The organism is Nocardia sp. NPDC049737, assembly GCF_040674755.1.
Lineage (GTDB): Bacteria > Actinomycetota > Actinomycetes > Mycobacteriales > Mycobacteriaceae > Nocardia.
The window spans coordinates 1-26,078 of sequence record NZ_JBFANH010000020.1; the positions used below are offsets into that span (position 1 = coordinate 1).

17 protein-coding genes are annotated in these 26,078 nt (G+C 66.2%); 13 read left to right on the forward strand and 4 right to left on the reverse strand.

Features of this window, described 5'->3' with window-relative positions:
- The first annotated feature begins 195 nt into the window (after positions 1-195).
- A complete protein-coding gene (locus AB0J47_RS25330; RefSeq protein WP_364350708.1) occupies positions 196-1,548 on the forward strand; it encodes an MFS transporter in 1,353 nt (450 codons plus the stop codon).
- Here the strand turns inward: AB0J47_RS25330 and AB0J47_RS25335 are convergent.
- A complete protein-coding gene (locus AB0J47_RS25335; RefSeq protein ID WP_364350711.1) occupies positions 1,538-2,041 on the reverse strand; it encodes a hypothetical protein in 504 nt (167 codons plus the stop codon). The genes AB0J47_RS25330 and AB0J47_RS25335 overlap by 11 nt on opposite strands.
- A 104-nt stretch (positions 2,042-2,145) precedes the next feature.
- Between AB0J47_RS25335 and AB0J47_RS25340 the strand changes: the two genes are divergently transcribed.
- The 4 genes from AB0J47_RS25340 to AB0J47_RS25355 all read left to right on the forward strand — a co-directional run bounded on the left by AB0J47_RS25340 (position 2,146) and on the right by AB0J47_RS25355 (position 9,430).
- Entirely contained in the window at positions 2,146-3,810 is a 1,665-nt protein-coding gene (locus AB0J47_RS25340; RefSeq protein WP_364350714.1) for a DUF4185 domain-containing protein, read from the forward strand.
- A gap of 85 nt (positions 3,811-3,895) precedes the next feature.
- Positions 3,896-7,480, forward strand: coding sequence for a hydantoinase B/oxoprolinase family protein (locus AB0J47_RS25345; RefSeq protein WP_364350717.1), 3,585 nt, complete (start codon positions 3,896-3,898; stop codon positions 7,478-7,480).
- 89 nt (positions 7,481-7,569) lie between these two features.
- The gene (locus tag AB0J47_RS25350; RefSeq protein ID WP_364350720.1) at positions 7,570-8,490 is read left to right on the forward strand and encodes an NAD(P)-dependent oxidoreductase; all 921 of its coding nucleotides are present in this window, start codon (positions 7,570-7,572) and stop codon (positions 8,488-8,490) included.
- A gap of 124 nt (positions 8,491-8,614) precedes the next feature.
- Positions 8,615-9,430, forward strand: coding sequence for a hypothetical protein (locus AB0J47_RS25355; RefSeq protein WP_364350723.1), 816 nt, complete (start codon positions 8,615-8,617; stop codon positions 9,428-9,430).
- An 18-nt stretch (positions 9,431-9,448) separates the two neighbouring features.
- Here AB0J47_RS25355 and AB0J47_RS25360 read toward each other — a convergent pair whose 3' ends face one another.
- Positions 9,449-10,909: a CCA tRNA nucleotidyltransferase gene (locus tag AB0J47_RS25360; protein WP_364350726.1), complete on the reverse strand. Its 1,461-nt coding sequence runs from the start codon at positions 10,907-10,909 to the stop codon at positions 9,449-9,451.
- A gap of 372 nt (positions 10,910-11,281) precedes the next feature.
- Here AB0J47_RS25360 and AB0J47_RS25365 point away from each other — a divergent pair, with 372 nt between their 5' ends.
- The 8 genes from AB0J47_RS25365 (at position 11,282) to AB0J47_RS25400 (ending at position 23,921) form a co-directional block, all read left to right on the forward strand.
- On the forward strand, positions 11,282-11,818 hold the full coding sequence (locus tag AB0J47_RS25365) for an NUDIX hydrolase (protein WP_062981726.1): 537 nt from the start codon (positions 11,282-11,284) through the stop codon (positions 11,816-11,818).
- The gene (locus AB0J47_RS25370; protein ID WP_364350731.1) at positions 11,815-14,490 is read left to right on the forward strand and encodes a DUF6049 family protein; all 2,676 of its coding nucleotides are present in this window, start codon (positions 11,815-11,817) and stop codon (positions 14,488-14,490) included. Before AB0J47_RS25365 ends, AB0J47_RS25370 begins: the two co-directional genes overlap by 4 nt.
- A 781-nt stretch (positions 14,491-15,271) precedes the next feature.
- On the forward strand, positions 15,272-19,123 hold the full coding sequence (locus tag AB0J47_RS25375) for a lipid II flippase MurJ (RefSeq protein WP_364350734.1): 3,852 nt from the start codon (positions 15,272-15,274) through the stop codon (positions 19,121-19,123).
- 365 nt (positions 19,124-19,488) lie between these two features.
- Complete coding sequence (gene sigM, locus AB0J47_RS25380) at positions 19,489-20,109, forward strand: RNA polymerase sigma factor SigM (protein ID WP_364351109.1); 621 nt, start codon at positions 19,489-19,491, stop codon at positions 20,107-20,109.
- Positions 20,110-20,205: 96 nt separating this feature from the next.
- Complete coding sequence (locus AB0J47_RS25385) at positions 20,206-21,021, forward strand: hypothetical protein (protein WP_364350737.1); 816 nt, start codon at positions 20,206-20,208, stop codon at positions 21,019-21,021.
- 108 nt (positions 21,022-21,129) lie between these two features.
- A complete protein-coding gene (gene trxB / locus AB0J47_RS25390; RefSeq protein ID WP_364350740.1) occupies positions 21,130-22,116 on the forward strand; it encodes a thioredoxin-disulfide reductase in 987 nt (328 codons plus the stop codon).
- Between the two features lie 108 nt (positions 22,117-22,224).
- The gene (trxA, locus tag AB0J47_RS25395) at positions 22,225-22,551 is read left to right on the forward strand and encodes a thioredoxin (RefSeq protein WP_062981517.1); all 327 of its coding nucleotides are present in this window, start codon (positions 22,225-22,227) and stop codon (positions 22,549-22,551) included.
- Between the two features lie 173 nt (positions 22,552-22,724).
- Positions 22,725-23,921, forward strand: coding sequence for an N-acetylmuramoyl-L-alanine amidase (locus AB0J47_RS25400; protein WP_364350744.1), 1,197 nt, complete (start codon positions 22,725-22,727; stop codon positions 23,919-23,921).
- Between the two features lie 98 nt (positions 23,922-24,019).
- On the opposite strand, the gene AB0J47_RS25405 is transcribed toward AB0J47_RS25400, so the two are convergent.
- Together AB0J47_RS25405 and AB0J47_RS25410 are read right to left on the reverse strand one after the other, a co-directional pair.
- Positions 24,020-24,751 carry a GNAT family N-acetyltransferase gene (locus tag AB0J47_RS25405; RefSeq protein WP_364351112.1) on the reverse strand — a complete coding sequence of 244 codons (732 nt, stop codon included), beginning with the start codon at positions 24,749-24,751 and terminating at the stop codon, positions 24,020-24,022.
- A 292-nt stretch (positions 24,752-25,043) separates the two neighbouring features.
- Positions 25,044-26,072: a ParB/RepB/Spo0J family partition protein gene (locus tag AB0J47_RS25410; protein ID WP_364350747.1), complete on the reverse strand. Its 1,029-nt coding sequence runs from the start codon at positions 26,070-26,072 to the stop codon at positions 25,044-25,046.
- Positions 26,073-26,078 lie beyond the last annotated feature (6 nt).

Below are 26,078 nucleotides of genomic sequence, written 5' to 3' on the forward strand. Positions count from 1 at the left end.
ACGGAGCGAGTCTTACGAGCGACCCGTTCGCGGCCCGTCTCGCGTCCGAGCCGTCGAAGCGCATGCGACGAAGTCGCGAGTCTCGACGGCTCGGACGCGAGACACCAGGGGGCCGCGAACACGCAGCGCCGAAGGCGCTGCCATTAAACAGAGCCGCGCCGGAGGTAGGGCACTCCAACCCAGTAGCCTCTGGGCGTGTCTACTGGTCGCCCCAACGGCTCCACTCCCGCGGATGAGCGGCCGGTTTCGCTGCATACGGCGCTGCGCGAGAGTCCCGGCGTATTGCGGTTGGCGCTGATCCGCTTTACCGGTCAGTTCGGTGATGGCATGTTCCAGGCGGCGCTGTCCGGTGCCATTCTTTTCAACCCGGAACGGGAGACCGATCCGCTCGCCATCGCGGCCGCGTTCGCGGTGCTGCTGCTGCCGTATTCGCTGATCGGGCCGTATGCCGGTGCGCTGCTGGACCGGTGGGATCGGCGGGCGGTGCTGCTTGTCGCCAATGTGCTGCGGGCGGTGCTGATCGCTGCGGTGAGTGTCGGACTGCTTGCGGGCAGTAGTGCGACGCCGTTGTTGTTGCTCGCGCTCGCCGTGGTGGGAGTCAGTAGGTTCGTGCTCTCGGGCGTGTCCGCGGCGCTGCCGAGGGTGCTCGATCAGCACTGGCTGGTGCCCGCGAATTCGGTGCTGGCCACGGTGGCGTCCGGCTGTGCCGGTGTCGGCGCGGCCGCGGCGGTCGCGATCATCGGGTTGATCGGCGCGGGTGATTTCGCATCGGCGGTCGCGGTGGCGATCAGTGCGGTGTGGTCGGTCTGCGGTGCGGTATTCGCGGCCGGATTCGGGGCCGGGGCGCTGGGGCCGGAGCGTGGGACTGCGGCGCGCGGCAGTGCCGTGCGCGCGATCGCGACCGGTCTGCGCCACGGTGCGGGCGCGGTCTGGGGAGCTGTTCAGGTCACCACCGCGATGCTCGGCATCGGCACGCATCGGATCGTATTCGGCACCAATACGTTGATCATGGTGCTGGTGCTGCGGCAGGCGCCGGTCGACGGCGGCGGCGCGAATACCGGACTGACCCGGTTCGGACTCGCCATCGGCTGCACCGCGGCGGGCATGTTGGTGGCGGCGGTGGTCGCACCGGTATTGATTCCGCGGCTCGGCCGGTCGCGCACGGTGGTGCTCGGGCTGTTGACCGCGACCGTGGTGCAGTTGGCGCTGGTCACCCCGACCGCGATCGCCTCCACCGGAACCGCGGCGCATCGGGCGCATCAATTGCTGTTGGTGGCTGCCTTCCTACTCGGGCTCGCGGGGCAGACCATCAAACTGACCGGCGATGCGACCATGCAGATCGATATCGATGACACCAGGCGCGGTCAGGTTTTCGCCTTGCAGGACACCGTATTCAATATCGCGTTCGTACTGGCGATCGCGCTCACCGCATTGGTGATCCCGGAGGATGGGCGCTCGATCGCAGTTGTGCTCGTCGGCGCCGGTATCTATTGCGCGGGGATCGCGGCCATTGCCTTGAACAATCGGCGCTCGCCGGTCACTGGCTGAATGGCATTGTCGGGTAGCCGGATTCATCGACCGACCAGGGCCGGTGATCCCGCAGCGCTGCGACCTGTTCGATCGAGGCATGCGGATCCGGCCATTGCGAATCCTGCGGCGGCTCATCGTCATTCGCCAAGGCTGCACCGAATTCGTCGGCGGCGAGGTGATCCAGCTCCGGCTCGGTGCGCTCGATCCAGGCCAGATCTTCGCTGCCCGCATCGGTCGGACTCCCGGTGATCTGGTGATTCCAGGTGCCGTTGCCAATGGGGTCGGTGAAGAAATGGTCGGGTACACCGTCGTCGTCCAGATCCAGCCCGGCCACATCGGCGATGCCGGTGCCGTCCGAATCCCACAGCACGTCATCGACCAGGCCGTCGCCGTCGAAGTCGAGTGCCACCGCATCGCCCAGTCCCGACCCGGATAGATCCAGATCCGCCTGACTGGCCCAGACGTGGACCGTGCCGTCACCGGTCCCGAATACGTACTCGATCTCGCTCATATCTGATTGGACGCGACTGCGCCCCATCCGGTTCCCCCCTTCGCGCCATTCGGTCGGGTAAGTTGATCTCCCATCGACCCGAATCGACAGGGAGTCAACAAGGAATGGGATTTCGGCCGAGCGGTACGCGTGCGTCCGCGTCGGCGGCCAAGCATCCCTGTGCGCCCGTAATCCTCGGTGTAATGCTCGCCGGAGCGCTGACCGTACCGGCTCCAGTCGCGCAAGCCGCGCAGCATCCGTGGGCGCCACCGCCGGTGAACAGCTGTGGCGAGATCGGATTCGACCCGTTGAACCGGGCGCCGGACCCCAACGCACCGCCGCCTCCGCCGCTGCCCGAGCTGCCCCCGCAGATCGATATACCGGTGCCGATTCCCGAGATCACGCCGGTACCTGTCCCCGATCCGGCGCCGGACAACACCCGGATCGATCCGGAGCCACTGCCACCGGACCCATGTCGCAACCCGTGCCCGGATATTCGAGACACGCCGAAACCGCCAGATCCCGCCACTGAACCCAAACCGTCGGATCCCGCCACGGAGACAGAACCGGAAATCGCGCCCGACACCGGATCGAGTTCCGGATCCGGCTCGGGCTCGGGCTCGGGCTCCGGATCGAGTTCGGGTTCCGGCGCGCTCCGCCTGCCGCGCATAGCGTTCCGTCCGGAGATCGAACCCGTTCCGATCCCGGTGCCCGGCCCCGACGGAATCGAACCGCAACCCGCGCCGCCGCCGATCGTGCACCCGGCCGAACCCGGACCACTGACCGCCGCCATCGGCCCGCCGCTGCTGGAGTCGGTGGAGCTGGTCGGTCAGGTGACCGGGCACGGTTCGGCGAATCGCACCGATATGCGCTGGCAGGTCGACGGCACCGATCTCGGCATCATGTGGGAGACCAAACCGGGCGAGGTCGCCGTGGCCTTCGGCGATACCTTCGGCGACGGTTGGACCTTCGGTGGCGTCGGCGGGCCCGATTGGCGCAGCAATGTGCTCGGCTACAGCACCGACCACGACCTCGCCGACGGCCTCAGCATCGACACCATGGTGCAGGACAGCCGTTGTCACGCCACCGAACTGCTGTCCAGCCGCAAGATCAAGAACTGGGAGACGACCACCATCCCGACCTCCGGGTTCGCGATCGGACAGCGCCAGTTCATGAGCTACATGTCGGTGAACCACTGGAGCCGCATCCCCGGCCTGTGGTCGACCAACTACGGCGGGCTGGCGTACTCCGACGACAACGGCCGCACCTGGGTCAAGGATCAGCACGCCAGGTGGGACAACTTCTTCGGGCTCGGCCGGTTCCAGGTGACGGCCATGGTGCCGCAGGGCGACTACGTCTACATGTTCGGCACGCCCAACGGCCGCGTCGGGGTCATCGGCCTGGCCAGGGTGCGCAAGACCGAGGTGCTGAACAAATCGGCCTACCAGTACTGGGTGGGTGGGACCTGGGCGCCAGCGGTCGAAAACCAGGCCACGCCTCTGGTTGTCGGTATGGCAAGCGAGCTGTCGGTGCGCTTCGACAAGGGCAGCCGGCAGTGGCAGATGGTCTATCTGGATTCGGCGCGCGGTGCGATCGTGATGCGCACCGCGGCCAGCCCACAGGGCGCCTGGACCGATGGTGTCCAGCTGGTCTCTACCGACGACTATCCGAAGGCCTACGGCGGCTTCATCCATCCGTGGTCGACGAGCGAGGATCTGTACTTCACCATCTCGGCATGGGATAGCTACAACGTGTACCTCATGCACGCGAAACTCGATCCGCCGCACTGATCGCGCTCGGATCGACTCCGACGGTGATTGGGTATGGTGCGGATGTGATCGACCAGCGCATACCCATTTCGCACGGGCGGCTCCGGTGACGAGCGAGACACCGGGCTGGCAGTTCTGGATCGATCGGGGCGGCACCTTCACCGATGTGGTGGCTCGCCGTCCCGACGGCAAGCTCGTCACACACAAGCTGCTCTCGGAGAATCCGGCGCGCTATGCCGATTCCGCGGTGGCGGGCATTCGCGAAATCCTCGCCGACGCGGGGGGCTCCGCCGAGATCGATGCCGTCCGGATGGGCACAACGGTCGCGACCAACGCGCTGCTCGAGCGCAAGGGTGAACGGACCTTGCTGGTCATCACGCGTGGCTTCCGCGATGCACTGCGCATCGCCTATCAGAATCGTCCGCAGATTTTCGCGCGCGAGATCGTGCTGCCGGAGTTGTTGCACGAGCGCGTGATCGAGGTGGACGAGCGCGTAACGGCGGACGGCACCGTGCTGACACCACCGAACCTGGAGGCCCTCGCCGCCGAGCTGAAGCCGTTGTACGACAGTGGTATTCGTGCCGTCGCCGTCGTCTGCATGCATTCACATCTGTATCCCGAGCACGAACAGGCGATCGGCCGGCTGGCCCGGGATATCGGATTTCCGCAGGTCTCGCTGTCCAGCGAGGTGAGCGCACTGATGAAGCTGGTGCCGCGCGGGGACACCACGGTGGTGGACGCCTATCTCTCACCGGTGCTGCGTCGCTATGTCCAGCAGGTCGCCGACCAGCTCACCGGTGTGCGGCTGATGTTCATGCAGTCCAACGGCGGACTCACCGAGGCCGGACAGTTCCGCGGTAAGGATGCGATCCTGTCCGGCCCGGCGGGCGGCATCGTCGGCATGGTTCGGATGTCCGAACTCGCCGGATTCGATCGGGTCATCGGTTTCGATATGGGTGGAACCTCCACGGACGTATCGCATTTCGCGGGTGAGTACGAGCGGGTGTTCATCACGCAGATCGCCGGTGTCCGGTTACGCGCGCCGATGCTCGATATCCATACCGTCGCGGCCGGTGGCGGTTCGATCCTGCACTTCGACGGCAGCCGCTACCGCGTGGGACCAGACTCCGCGGGCGCGGCACCCGGACCGGCCTGCTATCGCGGTGGCGGACCGCTTACCGTCACCGATGCCAATGTGATGCTCGGTCGAATCCAATCCGCGCATTTTCCACGGGTTTTCGGGCCGGAGGGCAACGAACCGCTCGATGATGCGCTGGTGCGCAACCGATTCGCGGAACTGGCCGCCGAAATCGCGGAGAGCACCGGTGACGATCGCACACCGGAGCAGGTCGCCGAGGGCTATCTCGAAATCGCGGTCGCGAATATCGCGGCCGCCATCAAGCGGATCTCGGTGCAGAAGGGCCACGATGTGACCCGGTACGCGCTGACCACCTTCGGCGGTGCAGGTGGCCAACTCGCCTGTAAAGTGGCCGATTCCCTCGGCATTCGCACGGTTGTGGTGCCGCCGATGGCCGGTGTGCTCTCGGCTCTCGGCATCGGTCTCGCCGATACCACCGCCATGCGCGAGCGTTCGGTGGAGTTGCCGCTGCGCGACGAGTCGATGGAGCGTGTCGTCGAGATCGCCGATGATCTGGAGGCCATCACGCGCGCCGAACTACTCGGTGAGGACGTACCCGCGCACCGGGTGCGCATCGTGCGGCGCGCCCAGCTGCGCTACGACGGCACCGACACCACGCTCACCGTCGAACTCACCGAACCGACGCAGATGGCAACGGATTTCGTCGAACGCCATCGGAGCACCTATTCCTTCGTGCTGGACCGCCCGATCGTGATCGAGGCGCTTTCGGTCGAGGCGACCGGACTCACCGAACCACCCGATCTCGCCGACCTCGCCGGACCGCGCTCGGCCACCGGCGAGTCGGAGTCGGTGTGGCTGCATACCGGAGGCGCTCGACGCGAAGTATTCCTTTATCGGCGTGCCGAATTGATGCCGGGGCGGGCGGTGCGCGGACCCGCGATCATCACCGAGGCCAACTCCACCACGGTCGTCGACGACGGTTGGCAGGCCGTGGTGAACGACCTCGGCCATCTGATCATGGAACGGGTCGCCGCGGTGGCCGGACCGGAGGCGGACACCGAAGCGGATCCGGTGCTGCTGGAGGTCTTCAACAATCTGTTCATGTCCATCGCCGAGCAGATGGGCGCGCGGCTGGAGTCGACCGCGCAGTCGGTCAATATCAAAGAGCGCCTGGACTTCTCGTGCGCGCTCTTCGATCCTGACGGCAATCTCGTCGCCAATGCGCCGCATATCCCGGTGCATCTCGGATCGATGGGGACCAGTGTCAAGGAGGTTATCCGGCGCAGGCAGGCCGGGGGCATGCGTCCCGGCGACACCTATGCGGTCAACGATCCCTACCACGGCGGCACCCATCTGCCCGATGTCACGGTGATCACGCCGGTATTCGATACTGCAGGCACCGAGATCCTCTTCTATGTCGCATCACGCGGTCATCACGCCGAGATCGGCGGTATCGCGCCCGGTTCGATGCCGGCCAACAGTCGTCGCATCGAGGAGGAGGGCGTTATCTTCGACAACTGGCTGCTCGTCGAGGACGGCCGGTTCCGGGAGGATGAGACGCTGCGGTTGCTGACCGAAGCGCCGTATCCCTCCCGCAATCCGGCCACCAATATCGCCGATCTGCGGGCCCAGATCGCCGCCAATGCCAAGGGTGTCGAAGAAGTCCGGAAGATGATCGAGCACTTCGGACTCGATGTCGTCGAGGCGTATATGCGGCATGTGCAGGACAATGCGGAGGAATCGGTGCGGCGCGTCATCGATGCGCTCGACGACGGCGAATACGCCTATGCGACCGACCTGGGTGCGACCATTCGCGTTCGGATCACCGTGGATCGGGAAAACCGCAGCGCCACTATCGATTTCAGTGGTACCTCCGGGCAGCTCGACGGTAACTTCAACGCCCCCTATGCCGTTGTGAACGCGGCGGTCCTGTATGTCTTCCGCACGCTGGTCGCCGACGATATTCCGCTCAACGACGGCTGCCTGCGACCACTGCGGATCATCGTGCCGCCCGGTTCGATGCTCGCGCCCGAACCGGGCGCCGCGGTCGTCGCGGGCAATGTCGAGACCTCCCAGGCGATTACCGGCGCGCTGTACGCGGCGCTCGGGGTGCAGGCCGAGGGGTCGGGCACGATGAACAACATCACCTTCGGCAATGATCGCAGCCAGTACTACGAGACGATCGGATCCGGATCCGGTGCGGGCGACGGCTTCGACGGCGCGCCGGTGGTCCAGACCCATATGACCAACTCGCGGCTCACCGATCCGGAAGTGCTGGAGTGGCGGCTGCCGGTGCTGCTCGAGGAGTTCTCGGTACGGGCGGGTAGCGGGGGCTCCGGGCGATGGCGTGGCGGTGACGGAGCGGTGCGTCGACTGCGGTTCACCGAAGCGGTGACGGTCTCGACGCTGTCGAGTCACCGTCGGGTGCCGCCGTACGGCATGGCGGGCGGCGCGCCCGGCGCACTCGGCCGAAACCGGATCGAGCGTGCCGATGGCACGGTGCAGGACCTGAGCGGGGCGGATTCGGCGCACCTCGACCCCGGGGATGTGCTGGTCATCGAGACGCCCGGCGGCGGCGGGTACGGGAACTGATCACGGTCGGCGCGCCGCCCTGGCATGCTTTTCGAGAGTGAGGTAGCTCACATTCGACAGTGTCACGTCGGAAGGAGGTCAGCTGTCTGATGACCATGAACGACAACAAGAACGTATTGCTGGCCGGGGCGAGCGGAGTGCTGGGCGCCCACATCACCACCGCTCTCCGGCAGTCCGGCTACACGGTGATTTCGCTGTCCCGCGGCGCCGGGGCCGATGTCCAGGCCGATCTGATGAATCGCGACCAACTGCTGCGCGCGGTCGAGGGCCGCACCGTCGACACCGTGGTGCACGCGGCGACGGCACTGCGCAAGGCGCCCATGCGGCACAAGGATATGTACGCGACCAATGAGCTGCGGATCACCGGCACCGCCAACCTGCTGGAGGCCGCGCGCGCCGTCGGTGCCCGGCGGGTCATCGCCGAATCCGTGGTCCTCGGTTACGGCTACGGCGATTTCGGCGATCACGTGCTCACCGAGGACGACCCCTTCGCATCGACCGGCGACAAAGCAGTGGAACCCCACCTCGAAGGCATGCGGGTCAAGGAAGAGCTGATGCTGAATGCCGATGGGATCGAAGGGATCTCATTGCGCTACGGCATGTTCTACGGCGCGGGCGGCACAGAGGCCATTATCGAGATGCTGCGCAAGCGACAGCTGCCGACGGTGAACGATCACGGACGGGTGCTGCCGTGGGTCGATCTGGCCGATGCGGGTGCGGCGGTGGCGCTGGCCGTCGAAGGCGGAAAGCCCGGTGCCGCATACAACATCGTGGACGACACCCCGCTCGGCTTTGGTGCATACGTCAAGCTGGTGGCCGAAACCTTCGGCACACCAAAGCCATTGACCGTACCGGCCTGGATGATGCGGCCCATGTCGTACGCCTACCGCATGACGCAGGCCAGTATGCGAGTGTCCAACGCCAAGGCGAAGACGGAGCTCGGTTGGACACCGCGCTATCCGTCCTGCGCCGATGGCATGCGCGCTTTGGCCGCCGCGCAGCACGGCTAGCCGATCAGCGCGTAGAGCCGCGAGCCGCCGAGGCGCGTCATTCTGTGGATACGCACAATTGCCCGCATCGTCACAGCCGCGAACGTGGTCGGGTGCGCCGACGCCAAGTACGCTCGGAGCAATCATGGCCACGTACTTCGATCCGACGTCATGGTCACCGATGCGGGCCGTCGACATGGGTAAACGCCTCTTCGATCAATCACTGCTCGAACAATGGCTCGCCTACACCACTGCCTGGGTGGATCCATTGGCCGATTTCGGCGCAGGCACTGTGACCGCACTCATGCCGGACGTACTGATGACGGTGCTCAGCGAGGGCATTCTGAGCCGTTTCGGCGGCCAGGAGGTCAGCGCCACCCTGCTCGGCCACGATCTGCACGCGACCCTGCAGGTGCTCAAGGTGCGCCGACGCGGCGCGCATTTCCAGACCAAGACAGTGCTGTCGCGGCTGCGCTGGGACGATCACCCGATCGAACAGGTCACCGTGATCGCGCACGGCGTTCGGCTGGTGCCCGGCGTGCCGACGAAGGCGCGGGTGCAGCAGCTGGATCTGAACGGGACCGTCACCACCGCGGCGCTGGTGGGCTGGCTCGATACCCAGCAGCTCGATTGGAAACTCGACATCGACGCGAGCGGATTGATCCGGGCGAAGCATCGAAGGCGCCCGATCAGTGCGCTGGTGGAGGCGCAAGTGCGCGACAACTTGCTGACCGTCGATATCCACCGGGCGAACTGGTTGGGCATCCGAGTCCCGCGAAAGCTGGTAACCGCGCCGGCGATCCCGCTGGATCGGCTACCGAATGACGCGCGCATCGTGCACGCCACCCGCGAGGGCGATCTGGTCCGGTTCCGCGTCGAGCTGCCGGGGATCATCGGATCATTCGATCTGGCACAGATCCGCTCGGCCATCGTGGCGGGCACCACGCTGATCATCTTCTGACCGAGGTGGCGATTGCGTTCAGACCTGGGCTTTCCACCATTCCAGCAGCGCGGCCTCGGCCTCATCCCTGGTGAGCGGTCCGCGATCCAGGCGCAATTCCTTCAGGTATCGCCACGCGTTGCCGACCTCGGGACCGGCGGGAATGCCGAGCAGTTCCATGATCGCGTTGCCGTCCAGGTCCGGACGCACCCGATCCAGATCCTCCTGCTCCTGCAGTCTGGCGATCCGCGTCTCCAGCTCGTCATAGGTGGCGCGCAGTGCGGCGGCGCGACGCTTATTGCGGGTGGTGCAGTCGGCGCGGACCAGTTTGTGCAGCCGAGGTAACAGGTCAGCGGCATCGGTGACGTAGCGGCGCACCGCCGAATCGGTCCACTGTCCCTTGCCGTAGCCGTGGAAACGCAAGTGCAGGAAGACCAGTCGCGCCACGTCCTCGGTGAACTGCTTGGAGTACTTGAGCGCGCGCAATCGCTTGCGCACCATTTTCGCGCCGACCACCTCGTGGTGATGGAAGCTGACCCCGCCGCCCGGTTCATTGCGCTTGGTATCGGGCTTGCCGATATCGTGCAGCAGCGCGGCCCAGCGCAGCACCAGATCCGGATCGCCCTCCTCCAAGTCGATGGCCTGCTGCAACACGGTCAGCGAATGCCAGTAGACATCCTTGTGCTGGTGGTGCTCGTCGATCTCCAGCTTCATGGCGGGCACCTCGGGCAGCACCAACTGGGCCAGGCCGGTCTCGCACATGATGTTGATGCCGTCGATCGGATGCGCGGAGGCGATGAGCTTATCCAGTTCGGTGCGCACCCGCTCGGCGGTGATCCGCTCGAGCTCACCCGCCATGGCGGCGATCGCGGCCCGCACCCGCGGCTCTAGTTCGAAACCGAGCTGCGCGACGAACCGCGCGGCCCGCAGCATCCGCAGCGGATCGTCGTGGAACGAATCCTCCGGCGCCGCAGGCGTATCCAGCATTCCGGCGAGCAGCGCGTCCATCCCGCCGAGTGGATCGACGAATTCCAGCGACCCATCGGCGCCGATCTTCACCGCCATCGCATTGACCGTGAAATCGCGCCGCACCAGATCACCCTCGAGCGAATCACCGAAAGTGACCTCGGGATTGCGCGACACCCGGTCATAGGTGTCGCTGCGGAAGGTGGTGATCTCCAACTGCTGATCGGCCTTCGACGCACTCACCGTGCCGAATGCCAACCCGCCGGTATCCCACAGATGATCGGCCCACCCGCGCAACAACTCCTGCACCTGCTCGGGCCTGGCATCGGTGGTGAAATCCAGATCCGTCCCCAAACGCCCGAGCACCGCATCGCGCACACTGCCCCCGACCAGGTACAGCTCATACCCGCGCGCGGCGAACAACTCGCCCAGCGGCGTCAACACCTCGGACAACCGTCCCAGCGTGACCGCGGCCGCGGCCAGCAATCGGGTACGTCGATCCAACGCTGCATCCTCGGACTTGGGCGAAACCACGAAGCAGCAGCTTACCGAGCCCGCACAACCGATATTCCAGCGCAACCCACGCAGCGCGCAGATATATAAGGCCAGACGCATCCGGCGCGGGTGGAGGTACCGAGTCGTCGAACATCCAGCACCTCCTCGGACACGAACACTCAGGTCGCGACCTCGGCACCCACACAACTCCAACGGAGCGAGTCCGACGAGCGAGGAGTTGGCGGCCCGTCTCGCGATCGAGTGGCCGAAGCGCGGGTGCTGCAGGCGCGAGTCTCGGCCGCTGAGGCTGTGTACATCCGGCGCCGAACGATCCGCACTTCGGTGACCACCACGGGACCGAGGAGTTGGCGGCGCCGGAGGCGCGGCAATTCAGCACAGTAGGATTGCGTGGTGTCTCCGGCCGATCGCGCGAACAGTCGACGCCGCCAGCCCCGGCGCCGCGGTTCGGCCGCCAATGCGGCGAAACCTCGCATGCGCACGGTACGGGAAACCTCGGCGGGTGGACTCGTGGTCGACGGGTTGGACGGGCCGAGCGATAAACGCAGTGCGGCGTTGATCGGGCGGACCGATCGGCGTGGCAGACTGCTGTGGTCGCTGCCCAAGGGACATATCGAAGAGGGGGAGACGCCCGAGCAGACCGCGATCCGGGAAGTCGCCGAGGAGACCGGAATAAATGGGATAGTGGTCGCCGAACTCGGCAGCATCGATTACTGGTTCGTTACCGAGGGTCGCCGGGTACACAAGACCGTGCATCATTATCTGCTGCGCTCCATCGGTGGTGAGCTCTCCGATGCTGACGTCGAGGTCACCCAGGTGGCGTGGGTTCCGTTGAGCGAATTGGATTCTCGGCTCGCCTATGCCGATGAGCGGCGCCTCGCCGAAGTGGCGAATCGGATGATCGACCGGATGGAGACCGGCAAGAGATGACCCAGACTTTCCGGCATCGCGCAGCGATTCCGTGGGGGGTGGTGGTCGGGCGACGGGTGGGCCTGTTCCGGATCATCGCTGCGGTCCTGACCATTCTCGGCTCGGCACCGGCGGTTCCGGTATTGCTCGCCCAGCCCGCCGCCGCCCAGCCGACGACGCCGAATAGTTCGTCGTCGCCGAAATTCCTGAAGCTGACCCTGGATTCGGTGAATCCGGCCGCGGTGACCACCACCAGCGATCCGACGTTGACGGTCGCGGGGACCGTCACCAATATCGGTGATCGGGTGGTGCAGGACATCAGCGTCCGCATCCAGCGGGCCGCCGCGGTGTCGACACCCAGTGCGCTGCGCTCGACGCTGCGCCTGGATCAGGTCAACTACGACGTGACCGGTCCGTTCGAAGATATCGCCGATCGCTTGAGTCCCGGCCAGCGCAAACAGTTCACGATCAGCATCGCGTTGCGCTCCAACGGCGGTGCGCCCGCGCTGGATATCAGCAAGCCCGGCGTTTATCCGCTGCTGCTGAATGTCAATGGTGAACCGGCCTACGGCACCCAGGCCCGCCTCGACGACGCGCGTTTCCTGCTGCCGGTGCTCGGCGTGCCGCCCGCGGTCGATATCAACTCGCCGGTGCCCGCCACGCCCGATACCCCGGTGGCGACGACACTGCTGTGGCCGCTGGCCGACCGCCCGCGGCTGGTCGCCGGTGTCACCGGCCCACTCAACGGAAAGGCCGAGCTCACCGATGACGAACTGGCCGCATCGCTGGGCAAGGGCGGACGGCTGGATCAATTGCTCGGTGCCTTGGAATCGGTGCTCGGCACCAATCCGGCCAGTCGCGATCGCACGCTGAACTCGGCGGTCTGCGTCGCGATCGATCCCGATCTGCTGATCACCGCGCAGGTGATGACCAAGGGGTATCGCGTACTGGCCAGCCCGTCCGATCCGGACGGTGCGACCAGGGCGGGCACCGGCGCCGACCAGGCCCAGACCTGGCTGGACCGATTGCGCGCGGTCGCCGCATCGACCTGTACGGTCGCGCTGCCCTTCGCGCAGGTCGATCTCACCGCACTGGCCGCGGTCGACGATCCCGAACTGTCCACCCGGGCGCTGAACGATCCCGCCGATATCGTCGATTCGATCCTGGCCACCAAATCGGTGCGCGGGGTGAGCGTGCCGGATTCCGGCAGTATCGATGAGAGCGCGGGAATGTTGTTGCGCGGCCACGGTTTCGGAACCGCCGTAGTGGCCGATAACGCCGCCGTCCCGCTCGGCACCGCCGGTGCCTCGACGGATTCGGAGCCGATCACCACCGGACGCGGCGGCAACGGTAATCAGAGCACCGCCAACCAGACCACCGCGACTCAGCCGCTGCCGGAGACGAGCACGCCGGATGTGGTCCGGCTCGCCGAGATCGCCCCGGTTTCCGTCACGCCGGAGCCCACGCCGGAACCGCAGACCAGCGCGACACCGACCACATCCGCGCCCACGACCAGCGCCGCCCCTTCCAGCACCCAGACCCCGCCCGCCAATCCACCCGCCGATCCGGCATTGCATGCGGCGAGCTTCGATATCTGGTCCGCGACGGCCCTCGCCGCCGTCGGCTCCAACCCACCGACGCCGTCGTTCACTCCGGCACGCGTCCGCTACGACGTCACCAACGACTCCCGAATGGCCCGCCTGCAGGACGCACTCGGCGCCATCACCTGGTCCGCGCTGAACCCGGAACCGAACCGCCCGCGCTCCTTGCTGCTGGTGCCGCCGCAGCAGTGGAGCGCGAACCGGGAAGAGGCCACCGCGATCCTGAAGCAGGTCGACCTGCTGCTGCGCAATAACCTGGCGACCCCGCGCACGCTCGCCGAGCTGGTCGCCGAATCGCCCGACGCACAGCCGCACGAACCCGACTATCTGCCGCAGGCCGCCCATGACGCAGTACCGGAGCGCTTCGTGTTCCCGGTCCGCGACCAGGGCCGTCGGATCACCGATCTCATGCGCTCGCTCGTCGAGGTGCCCGAGAACGAGCCGACGCCCAACCAATATCTGACCCCGCTGCGCGACGATCTGCTGCGCGTAATGACCCTCTCGGACCGGCGCTCCGGCGATTCCGCACAGCCGGACACCTATGCCCAGCGCCGACTCGACCAGACGACACGCACGCTGGGCCGGCTCTACGGTTCGGTCACTGTGCTGCCGCCCGGCGGGGTGTACACCTTGGCCTCCGAACAGAGCCCATTGCTATTGGTCGCACGCAACGATCTGCCGGTCGCCATTCGGGTCCGGTTCCGGATCGAGGCGCCGACGGAGACGAAAATCACCGATCCGGGTGAGGAGACGCTGCCCCCCACCGGAAGCCGATCGTTCCAGATCCCCACCGAGGTCACCGATAGCCGTAACCTGGTCATTCCGATCTCCCTTACCACGTCCGACGGCGTCGCACTCGGCAATCCCACCTCGGTCTCGGTGCGTTCGAACGCTTACGGTCAGACCTTGGCAATAATTACGGCGTGTGCCGGAATACTGCTGTTCTTGTTGGCCGGGCGCCGGTTGTGGCGTCGGTTCCGCGGACAGCCGGATCCGGCCGACGAGGGTTTCGATCCGGGCACTCGACGCCGGGTGAATAGGTACCGACGGGCGCGCATGCGTGTACAGCGGGAGCAGCAGGAGGCGGGATGAGGACGAGGACACCTCGCTCATGCTCGGCTGTCGTCGCTGTGCTCATTCGACCGACCGGTAGGCAGTCGGTTGCCGCCGATCGGTGCCGACCCCGCACCGCGCATGGCATCGTGGAGGACAATCGCGTAACACCCTGGGCGTCATTCGGCCCGGCGGCGGGGGATGGCATGGCGCAGGAGGCACGATGAGCGACGATGATCTATCCGCTCATCGGCAACCACCTGTTGATCGCCCCGACGGACCCCCGGCCCGCCGGGCGCCCTCGGCACCCTGGGAACGGCCCCTGGCGCAGCCACCGGCGGAACCGGAGGACGCGCAGATGACTCCCGATGAACATTTCGGCGATTCGCCGCGCGTACCCCAGGTGAGTCGTCCCGGTCAGCCGCAGCGACCGGTGCCGCCACCCCGCCCGGCACCGCGCGTCCCGCAGCCACCCACCGGACCGATGGCACCGCCGTCCGGCGCATTGCCCAGGCAACCTCGGCCGCAGCAGCGGCCGGTACCCCGTACACCGCAATATCCGGAACCGCAGCAGTATCCCGAACCCCGCCCGCATCCGAGTCAGCAGCCGCATCCGGGTCAGCGGCAATACCCGGCGCCGCCGCAACAGCCCGGCCCGGCCCGGCCACGTCCGATGCCGCAAGGTCAACCGATGCCGCCCGGACAGCCAGTACCTGGACCACCGGGCGCACCGCGGATGCCGCCTCAGCGTTTCGCGCCGCCGCCGAACTATCAGGCGCCGCGACCGAGCTATCAGACACCGCCGCCACAGCCCCCGGTCATGCGGCAGACCCCGGTCGAACGACAGCCCCTGGTCGAACGACAGCGACCGGTAGAGCATCAGCCGCCGGTCGAACGGCGGCAACCGGTTGAACAACAGCATCGTCCCGCACCTCGGGAAGCTGCGAGGCCGCGCACCCAGGAATGGCCCGCCGCACCCGCATCGGGGCCGGTCGCCACCGAAGCCAAACAGAACGCGAGTTCGCGCCTGCTGCGCGACTCCGGATCCATCGCGCTCGCCACCCTGATCAGTCGCGTCACCGGCTTCGGCAAACAGCTGCTGCTGCTGACCGCGCTCGGGCCGGCCGTCGCGAGTGCCTACACCTCGGCCAATCTCATCCCCAATATGATCACCGAGCTCGTCCTCGGCGCGGTCTTGACCGCGATGGTGGTGCCGACGCTGGTGCGCGCCGAACAAGAGGACGACGACGGCGGCGTCGCGTTCGTCCGCAGGCTGGTGACCGCCGCCTTCGCGGTGCTCGCCGCGGCCACCCTCTTCGCCGCGGCGGCCACGCCGCTGCTTGCGACCAGAGTCTTCGTCTCCTCGGACGGCAAGGTCAACACCGAACTGACCACGGCGCTGACCTATCTGTTGGTGCCCGCCATCCTGTTCTACGGCATGTCGGCGCTGTTCACGGCGATCCTCAATACCCGCCAGAACTTCAAACCCGGGGCCTGGGCGCCGGTGCTGAACAACCTCGTCGTGCTGGTCGTGCTCGGTCTCTATGCCCTCACTCCGGGCGAGATCACGCTGGATCCGGTCCGGATGAGCGATCCGAAACTGCTGGTCCTCGGCGGTGGCATCACCCTCGGTGTGGCCACCCAGGCGCTGAGCCTGCTGCCCGCGATCAAGCGCAATCAGATCGATCTGCGTCCGCTGTGGGGTGTCGACGCGCGGCTCAAGCAGTTCGGCAAGATGGGTTCGGCCATCATCCTGTACGTGGTGATCAGCCAGATCGGTCTGATCGTCTCGAACCACATCGCCTCGGCGGCCGATGAGGCGGGCCCGGCGATCTATACCAATGCTTGGCTGCTGCTCCAACTGCCTTACGGCGTGCTCGGTGTCACGCTGCTCACCGCGATCATGCCGCGGCTGAGCCGCAATGCCGCCGCCGATGACACCCCCGCCGTCGTCGACGATCTGTCCGTCGCGACCCGCTTGACGATGATCGCCCTCGTTCCGGTGGTCACCTTCTTGACGCTGGCCGGACCGCAGGTCGGTGAGGCCCTGTTCGGTTACGCACGGTTCTCCGGCGACGCCGCACGCCTCGGTGAGGCCGTGAGCTGGTCGGCCTTCGCACTGATTCCGTATTCCTTGGTGCTGATCCATCTGCGCGTCTTCTACGCCAGGGAGCAGGCTTGGACGCCGACATGGATCATCCTCGGCATCACCACGATCAAGATCCTGTTCTCGGCGCTGGCACCGGTGTTGGCGAGCAGCAGCGATCAGGTCGTGATCATCCTCGGTGTCGCGACCGGACTCGGCTTCCTGGCCGGTGCCGTGATCGGCGGCTATCTGCTGCACCAGAGCCTCGGCGATCTACGCATGGTCAATGTCGGACGCACGGTGAGCCGCGTCCTGCTGTCCTCGATCGCGGGCGGCGCGGTCATGCTCATCGTGGACAAGGTGCTCGGACTCGACCGCCTCTCCGGCGGACCCGGCTCGCTGATCCGGGTCATCGTCTCGGCCATCGTGATGTTCGCGGTCGCCTTCGGGCTGATGCGCCTGGCCGGTATTCCGGAGATCGTCGCGATCACCGTCGCGATCTCCCGGCGTCTCGGCTTCACCCCGCCCGCCCCGGATCTCGATCTCGAGGGCCCGGTCGAGGACGAGTACGCGACACAGGTATTCCGGCGGCCCGAGCCGTATGTGGCATACCCTGGTTTCGACCCGTACATGGATGCCCAGACCATGGTGCTACCCGTGATCCGAGCTCATACCGTTGACAGCACCGGTATGGGTGAGTTCCCGTACCCTGTTCGGCAGAGAAGCACAAGTGGCGAGTTCGCCGGAACTTCGACATATCAGGGCGAAGGAGGAACGAGGGTGAGCGACGACGCGGCGCTGGGCGGCGTCCCAGCCGCCGAATCTGCTGCGACCAAGGCAGGCGGGCTCTCCACAGATGTTCCGCCCGCCGGGGAGGCCTCCGATCCCGCATACGCGAATCAGAGTGCCGATAACGGTCCGCCGGAGCACGATTCGGCGTCCGGACCCGGCGAGCAACCGCGGGAGGCCCCGCAGCGCGATCCGATGTACGACACCGGGATGATCCCGATCCCGCCGCAACTACCGCCGATGGACGACACCGGCCGAAGAACGCAGCGCGGACCCAAGCTGATTCCGGGCGCTTCCGTAGCGGGCGGCCGCTACCGGCTGCTCGCGAGTCACGGCGGATCCCGCGGACTCAAGTTCTGGCAGGCGCTCGATATCAAGCTCGACCGCGAGGTCGCGCTCACCTTCGTCGACGCCGATCAAAAGGCCACCGACAACTCCGGTCACGACGGTCCGCAGGCCATACTGTCGCGCACGCTGCGGTTGGGCCGGATCAACTCGCCGGGCCTGGCTCGCGTACTGGACGTGGTGCGTGGCAGTTCCGGCGGCATCGTGGTGGCCGAATGGACGCCGGGCCGATCGCTGCGCGAAATGGCCGAGACGGTGCCGTCTCCCATCGGTGCCGCCCGTGCCATCCGGGCACTGGCCTCGGCCGCCGAGTTGGCGCATCGCGGCGGTGGTTCGCTGTCCATCGACCATCCGGACCGGGTCCGGATCAGCGCCACCGGTGACGCGGTACTCGCTTTCCCCGGCACGTTGTCCGATTCCGACGCGCAATCGGATGTGCGCGGCCTCGGCGCCATGCTCTACGCGCTGATCACCGCGCGATGGCCGATCCGCGCCGGTGGTATGACCGGTACCGCCGCGACGGTCGGCGGGTTGCGGCTGGCCGATTTCGGTTCCGACGGCACCCCCGTCGAGCCACGGCAGATCCGGCCCGAGGTGCCGTTCGAGATTTCGGCGGTCGCGGTCCGTTCGCTGGAATCGAATAAGGGTGTGCGCACCGCGGCGACCGTGCAGCATGTGCTCGAACAGGCCTCGGTGGTCGACCAGAAGACCGATTTCATTCCGGTGCTGCGCCTCGGGCAGCGTCCGCCGAGCGGCGCCGAGGAATCGCTCGCCGATCCGGAATTGCTTGCGGCCGAACGGGAACGCTCGCAGCGGATGATGTGGATCATGGTCGGGCTCGGCATCCTGGCCGCGCTGGTGGTCGGCATCATCATCTGGTGGATGGTCAGTGTCTTCGCACCGACTGCCTCGGACGCGCCGCTCAACGAGCAGCGCAATATCGGCCTCACCACGAACAGTTCACCCGCGCCCGCGCCGACCTCCGGTGGTACGACGGGGACGGCCGCGGGCGGGGTACCGGTTCCGGTGACGAGTGTGTCGGTCTTCTCCCCGGAGGGCACGCCCGACAATGTCGGCGGTACCGGTGCGGTGCTCGATCACGATCCGGGCACCGTCTGGCGCACCGATCAGTACTTTCAGCAGTTCCCGGCGCTCAAGAAGGGCGTCGGGCTGCTGGCCACCCTGCCGAGTCCGGCAAAGCTGACCAGCGTCTCGATCGAGTCGCCCAGTGCGGGCACCTCGGTCGAGATCCGCACCTCGCCGACGGCCTCGCCGACGCTGGACCAGACCCAGCTGATCGGTTCGGCACGACTAGAGAACGGCATCACCGAAATCCCGGTCCGCGGCGATCAGGCCGCCCGCTATGTGCTCGTATGGATCACCGGACTCGGCAACTCCGGTGGCCAGTTCCAGACCTCGATCGCCGATCTCCGCTTCGACGCCGCTGCTTGACCGCCTCCCCGAATACTCAGGCCATACCAGTAAGTTCCGCTAGGGCCGCCTTCAGGTCCTGCGTCGAGTGCCCATCGACTTTTGGGCGTACCCGACGAGTTACCCATGTCTCGCGAAACCAGTTGTCGCGTCTCGCATCCCGCCCGCAGGTGTCGATTTCCCCGGGCATACCGCACAATTCAGCCCGCACTGGTCTGGTTGCTGCCAATTCTTTACTAACGATATGATCTAGCCGCGCTCTCACAGCAGGGGGAGCTCCCCGGGTTCTGGTTGTTCGATCCTGGATGCTGCGAAATTTCGATGGCGGTCGCCCGTGTCCGTCATCGCCGTGAGAGCTGTCCAAGGGGTTGGTTTTGCCGTCCGAACTGAACGAGGATTCCCCCGGAGGGAAGTCGCGGCCTGTTGCGTTCCGCGAGCGTTCGTTCGTTCCCGACGAGCTCACCGACGTCGAATTGCTGCAAGCCCATGTGCGCGGTCAGCGGCATGCCTTCGCCGAACTGCTGCGCCGCCATAACGACCACCTCTGGCAGACCGCCCTGCGCACCTCCTACACCCGCGAGGACGCCGCCGATTCGCTGCAGGACGCCCTGCTCTCGGCACACCGCACCGCCGCCAAATTCCGCGCGGAGGCCGAGGTGCGCAGCTGGTTGCACGCCATCGTGGTGAATGCCTGCCTGGACCGGATCCGGCGCAATAAGACTCGCCGCGCGGTATCGCTGTCGCCGGAGACCATGCCGGAACCGAAGGACACCCGCGACGATATCGCCGAACTGGAAATGTCACTCGTCGTCGACCGCGCCCTGTTCACGCTGCCGGAGGAGCAGCGGGCGGCGCTTGTCGCGGTGGAACTCGAGGGGCGTAGTGTCGCCGAGACGGCGGCGCTGCTCGGCGTTCCGGAGGGCACCATCAAGAGCCGATGCGCGCGGGGCCGGCAGCGGCTCCAAGAACGTTTGGAATTTCTGCGTGATCCGCGGAACCGGAAGTAGCTGAGATGCGTCATTAATAGTGACGGACTACCAGACGATGTACAGGCAGTGCCCGCGCCGTGCGGGCGGGCATCTATTCGAGAACCCGGAGGTGCGATGGCGAGCCGACCCGTTCCGCAGCCTCCGTTCTCACCCGAACTGCTCGCCGATCTACACGCCGACAATGTGGCGCCGGAGCTCAGTGAGCAACTGTGGCCGGTGGTCCGCAATGATCCGGACGCGCTTCGGTTCCTGAACTCGCTCGACGATGTCAGTGCCGAATTGCGCGCGCTCGGCCGGGACGAGCGCGTCATCCACGCCATGCCCGCCGATATCGCAGCCCGGCTGGAGGATTTCGTCGAAGGCCTCGATGCGGCGCAGGGGCCCATCGAGCAGGTCGCAACCGTCCATCGGCTGCCATCGGCCGCCACACGGCCGGAACCATCAGCTGCGGTGTGGCCCGAATCCGCCGATTACGCAAAGGATTCCGAGTACAAGGCGCCCATCCCGCTGACGCAACGCCGCACCCGCAACCTCCGCTGGCTCGCCGCCGCGGCCGCCGTAATCGCTGTCGTGGCCTGCGTCGCGGTCGTAATGGACGCGCTACGCGGGCACGAGGTGACGCCTAGCGCCCAACCGACCATCAGCAATGTCCAACTCGGTGATGAACTCGACGCCACCGTCGCACTCAGTGTCCTCGGTCGCAATGACGTCACCGGCGCACTCGGCACCCCGGCGGCCCTGAATCGATGCGTCCACGCCAACGGCCTGGATCGCACCGTGCTCGGTTCGACCAACACCACCTTCCAGGACAAGGATGCCGTGCTGATCCTGCTCACCGGCCCCCGTCCACACAAGATCACCGCGTTGGTCGTCGGAATCGGTTGCGGCGCCGACGATCCGCAGCAGTTGGCCCGCACCGATATCGGTTAGCGAGTGGGCGAGGTCACGTCGTGCGGTTGTCCCACATCACGTCGGGAACAACACCGTTTACCCTGTTGTTGACCGACACGTCTAATGAATCTCCCTCGGAAGGGTCACATGAGCAACGCAGTTCGCGACTTGATCATCGTCGGCTCCGGACCCGCCGGCTACACCGCCGCCGTCTACGCAGCCCGCGCCGAACTCCAGCCCCTGCTGTTCGAGGGCACCCAGTTCGGTGGCGCACTGATGACCACCACCGAGGTCGAAAACTTCCCCGGCTTCCGCGCGGGCATCATGGGCCCGGATCTGATGGAGGAGATGCGCGAACAGGCCAAGCGGTTCGGTGCCGATATCCGGACCGAGGATGTGGACGCCATTGACCTGAGCGGTCCGATCAAGACGGTCACCGTCGGCGATGAGACCCACCAGGCCTACGCCGTAATCCTCGCCATGGGCTCGGCCGCGCGCTACCTGAACGTCCCGGGTGAGCAGAAGCTGCTCGGCCGCGGTGTCAGCGCCTGCGCCACCTGCGACGGCTTCTTCTTCAAGGGCCAGGACATCGTCGTGGTCGGCGGGGGTGACTCCGCGATGGAGGAGGCGACCTTCCTCACCAAGTTCGCCAGCAGCGTCACAATCGTGCACCGCCGCGAGGAATTCCGCGCCTCGCGCATCATGCTGGAGCGCGCCAAGGCCAACGAGAAGATCAAGTTCGTACTCAATGCCGAGGTCGCCGCTGTCAACGGCGATACCAGCGTGGCCAGTCTGACCTTGCGCGATACCCGCACCGGCGAGACCTCCGAGCTGGCCGCGACCGGCCTGTTCGTGGCGATCGGCCACGACCCGCGCAGCGAGCTGGTCAAGGATCAGGTGGAGTTGGACGACGAGGGCTACGTGCAGGTGCTGCACCCCTCGACCGCGACCAAGGTGCCCGGTGTCTTCGCCGCGGGCGATCTGGTCGACCACACCTACCGCCAGGCCATCACCGCCGCCGGCACCGGCTGCCGCGCCGCGATCGACGCCGAGCGCTGGCTGGCCGAACAGGGTGACATCACCTCGAACACCCTGGATCACGCAGGCAACTCGGTTGCCGTGCCCGCCAACTGATCTCATCATTTTTGCACTACCCGCGGCGTGAGCGACGGGCCCGGAGGCGGAAGCTTGCGTGACCACGGAGGGCCCCCGGAGCGCCGCAATTCAACAAAGGAGATACCCATGTCCGAAAATACGGTCACCGTGACCGACGCGTCCTTCGCCGACGATGTGCTGCTCAGTGAGAAGCCGGTACTCGTCGACTTCTGGGCCGACTGGTGCGGTCCGTGCAAGATGGTCGCCCCGGTGCTGGAGGAGATCGCGGGCACGCACGCGGATAAGCTGACCGTGGCCAAGGTGGATGTGGATGCCAATCCGGGCGTCGCCCGCGATTATCAGATCCTCTCGCTGCCGACTATGATGCTGTTCTCCGGTGGTAAGCCGGTTAAGCAGATTGTCGGAGCAAAGGGCAAAGCCGCCCTGCTGCGTGAACTCGACGGCATCATCTGACGTATTCGTCAAACAACGCCGTCAATCGACGACGCGCCGTAGGATGCCTGGACGCCGGGAATTGCTGTAATCCGGTCCGGGTCTGAGACAATCGACCGACCTCCGGTCGTGCGAGGGTGTGAGCCATCGCATGAGTGGGTACCCGGGTTGACGGAAGGAAAGGGCTCTCACGCATGCACCGACTTCGTCACGGCGATACCGGTCCAGCCGTCGCCGAGGTTCGGAGCACCCTGGCAAGTCTCGGGTTTCTGCATACGCACTCCGCCGCGACAGATCACACTGATGCGCGAGAGTACTGGATGGACACCGACGCTTCGTTCGATCGCCAGCTCGACTCGGCGGTTCGCGCCTTCCAACAGCACCGCGGCCTGCTGGTAGACGGCGTTGTCGGGCCGGCCACCTACCGCGCGCTGAAGGAAGCCTCATATCGCCTGGGTGCCCGCACGTTGATCTACCAGCTCTCGGCGCCGCTCTACGGCGACGATGTGGCAACCCTGCAGCGTCGGCTACAGGACCTCGGTTTCTATGTGCACCGCGTCGACGGTTACTTCGGCCCGCACACTCATGAGGCGCTCACCGCATTCCAGCGAGAGATCGGCTTGGCGGCGGACGGCATCTGCGGTCCGGATACGCTGCGTTCGCTGGAGTTGCTCGGGGCGCGCGTCACCGGCGGTAATCCGCATCGGATCGCCGAGGAAGAGGTCGTGCACCGGGCTGGGCCGCAGTTGACCGGCAAGCGCATCGTCATCGATCCCGGCCTCGGCGGCCCCGATAAGGGCTTCGCAGTGCCTACGGAATACGGCGATGTCTACGAGTCGGAGATCCTCTGGGATCTGGCCAGCAGGCTGGAGGGCCGGATGGCCGCCACCGGCATGGAAACCTTCCTGTCGCGGCCGTGGGGGGCCAATCCGACCGATGCCGAGCGCGCCGATACCTCCAATGCCTTCGACGCCGATCTGATGATCTCGCTGCGCTGTGCGACGAATCCGAGCCCGTCCGCCAACGGTGTCGCGAGCTTCCACTTCGGCAATTCGCACGGTTCGGTATCGATGATCGGCCAGGTGCTCGCCGGCTTCATCCAGCGGGAGGTGGTCGCGCGAACCTCTTTGCAGGACTGCCGAACTCACGCGCGCACCTGGGATCTATTGCGGCTCACCAAGATGCCGACCGTCCAGGTCGATATCGGTTATCTCACAAATGAATACGACGCGACGATACTCGCCAACCCGCGGGTGCGCGATGTGATCGCCGAGGCCATCCTCATCTCGGTGAAGCGGCTGTATCTGCTCGGCCAGGACGATCAGCCAACAGGCACATACACTTTCGCCGAATTGCTCGCGGAGGAACTGGCCGCCGCCGACCGGATGTAGTGAATTACCCTCTGATTCAATAGATTACAAATACTTCCGATACGAGTGCGCCCCAGCCGAAACCGTCGGCAGGGGCGCACTGTTATTGGTCCGGAGCCTCAGGGTGCTCCAACGCGGAACGGGACCGTCAGGGAGGCGGCGGCGAGCAGCTGATCGAGCGCGCGCTCGACATCTTCCTTCCAGCCATGATCGGAGTCGAGCTCCAAACGCAGCCGGGGGAAACGATGATGCGGCGCCACCACTTCGAAGCCCACGTCCTCCAGGAAGTCGGCCTCGATCATGCAGGTCGCCGGCGAACATTCGGTCGCCTTACCGGCCGAGGCCGCGTCCCGGACCGGTGACCCGATCCGCTCCATCAGCCGCATCGAGCCGAGCGAACGATCCGACATCGCGGTCGCCGGGGGATCGGTGCGAATCCCGAAGGCCTCCAACGCACGTACACCACGACGCACCAGATCGGCCACCACAGCCGTCATGAGGCGTTGGGCTATGTCGGCATCCTGATACGGGAATTCGGCCCGCAGCGTGGTCAGCAGGACCGCATCCGGGCTGACCGGCGATGTGGGGAAGAGGCCCGCACGGGGGACCGCGCTCGGTGGCGAATACAGCGCACACCCCGCGATATTGCCGTCCACGTTCGCGACCTGACCGCACGAACCCCACTCCAGCATGACCGTGGACAGCCAAGCCTCCTTCTCGAAGACCGGATCGCTGAACTCACGGGAGGTCGCGGCCACGGCCGGATCGATCTCCCAGAACACGCAACGCCGCGCATGCGCGGGTAACTTGTCGAGCCCGCCGAGGGTTAGTGCTGTGACGCTGGTCGACACCGCTTTGCTCAGCCTCCAGCTATCCGATTCATCCACACTCACGCTGCATTCACTCGCCAGCAAGAATATGCGATCAAAGCGAACCCGCCTCATTCCACGTCGCAGTGTTTGATTGCGGCGTTTCCGGGGCCCTGCGTGGTTACGCAAGCTACCGCCTCCGGGCCCGTCGTTCACGCCGCTGTGATGTTGGTAAGGAGCCGCTCCGTAGGCCGATTTTCTGCGCCGTCACAGTGACGTTTCGACGCCGAACACCCTGCCTACCGGAAACACGCGGCCATTTTTGCCACTTCTGTCACTTACCGAGCTGCTGCTGCTCCATCATGCCCACGATGCGTTCGAGGTCTTCGACCGAACCGAATTCGACGACGATCTTGCCCTTCCGCTTGCCGAGGCTCACGGTGACGCGAGTGTCGAAGGATTCCGACAGCCGCTCGGCCACATCCTGCAAACCCGGCATATGAATCGGCTTGCGTCGGGATGCAGGGGGAGCGGCCTTATCCGGATCCCGGTTCGCCAGGGTGACGGCTTCCTCGGTGGCCCGGACCGACAATCCCTCGGCAACGATGCGGGCGGCGAGTACCTCTTGGGCATCGGCGCCTGCCTCGAGACCGAGCAGCGCACGAGCGTGTCCGGCGGAAAGTACGCCGGCCGCAACCCGGCGCTGCACCGGGATCGGCAGTTTCAACAGGCGAATCATATTCGTCACTACCGGTCGGGATCGACCGATTCGGGCGGCCAATTCCTCATGGGTGACATCGAACTCCTCGAGCAGCTGCTGATAGGCTGCCGCCTCTTCGAGCGGGTTCAGCTGCACCCGGTGGATGTTCTCCAAGAGGGCGTCCCGCAGCATCGCGTCGTCCGCGGTCTCCCGGACAATAGCCGGAATCGCCGCCAGCCCGGCCTCCTGGCAAGCGCGCCAACGACGCTCGCCCATGACGATCTGATACTTGTCCACCCCCGGCTCGAGCCGACGCACCACGATGGGCTGCATCAGGCCGAATTCCTTGATGGAGTGCACCAGTTCGGCGAGCGCCTCTTCCTCGAAGACGTGGCGCGGCTGCTTGGGATTCGGTTCGATCTGCTCGGGCGGGATTTCGCGGTAGGTCGCACCGCTATCCGACAGCTGCTCATCGCTGGGGTCGGGGACCCGATGCAGGAAGGCGGAGGCCGGTTGCGGTCCGATCGGGTCGACACCGATGACGACATTGGCGGCGGCACTGCCGAGTCCGGGTGTGGCACCGAGTCCCGGTGTGGCCGCCGGCCCCGTCGGAATCAACGCGGCAAGTCCGCGGCCTAGCCCGCCCTTCTTCGCCTGAGTCATCGGCTA

What these genes read in the sequence shown, in the direction of transcription:
- AB0J47_RS25340 (WP_364350714.1), top strand. Translation starts at nt 2,146, where the DNA reads ATGGGATTTCGGCCGAGCGGTACGCGTGCGTCCGCGTCGGCGGCCAAG.
- AB0J47_RS25355 (WP_364350723.1), top strand. Translation starts at nt 8,615, where the DNA reads ATGGCCACGTACTTCGATCCGACGTCATGGTCACCGATGCGGGCCGTC.
- AB0J47_RS25375 (WP_364350734.1), top strand. Translation starts at nt 15,272, where the DNA reads ATGCGGCAGACCCCGGTCGAACGACAGCCCCTGGTCGAACGACAGCGA.
- AB0J47_RS25410 (WP_364350747.1), bottom strand. Translation starts at nt 26,072, where the DNA reads ATGACTCAGGCGAAGAAGGGCGGGCTAGGCCGCGGACTTGCCGCGTTG.
- trxB (WP_364350740.1), top strand. Translation starts at nt 21,130, where the DNA reads ATGAGCAACGCAGTTCGCGACTTGATCATCGTCGGCTCCGGACCCGCC.
- AB0J47_RS25400 (WP_364350744.1), top strand. Translation starts at nt 22,725, where the DNA reads ATGCACCGACTTCGTCACGGCGATACCGGTCCAGCCGTCGCCGAGGTT.
- AB0J47_RS25335 (WP_364350711.1), bottom strand. Translation starts at nt 2,041, where the DNA reads ATGAGCGAGATCGAGTACGTATTCGGGACCGGTGACGGCACGGTCCAC.
- trxA (WP_062981517.1), top strand. Translation starts at nt 22,225, where the DNA reads ATGTCCGAAAATACGGTCACCGTGACCGACGCGTCCTTCGCCGACGAT.
- AB0J47_RS25385 (WP_364350737.1), top strand. Translation starts at nt 20,206, where the DNA reads ATGGCGAGCCGACCCGTTCCGCAGCCTCCGTTCTCACCCGAACTGCTC.
- AB0J47_RS25350 (WP_364350720.1), top strand. Translation starts at nt 7,570, where the DNA reads ATGACCATGAACGACAACAAGAACGTATTGCTGGCCGGGGCGAGCGGA.
- AB0J47_RS25370 (WP_364350731.1), top strand. Translation starts at nt 11,815, where the DNA reads ATGACCCAGACTTTCCGGCATCGCGCAGCGATTCCGTGGGGGGTGGTG.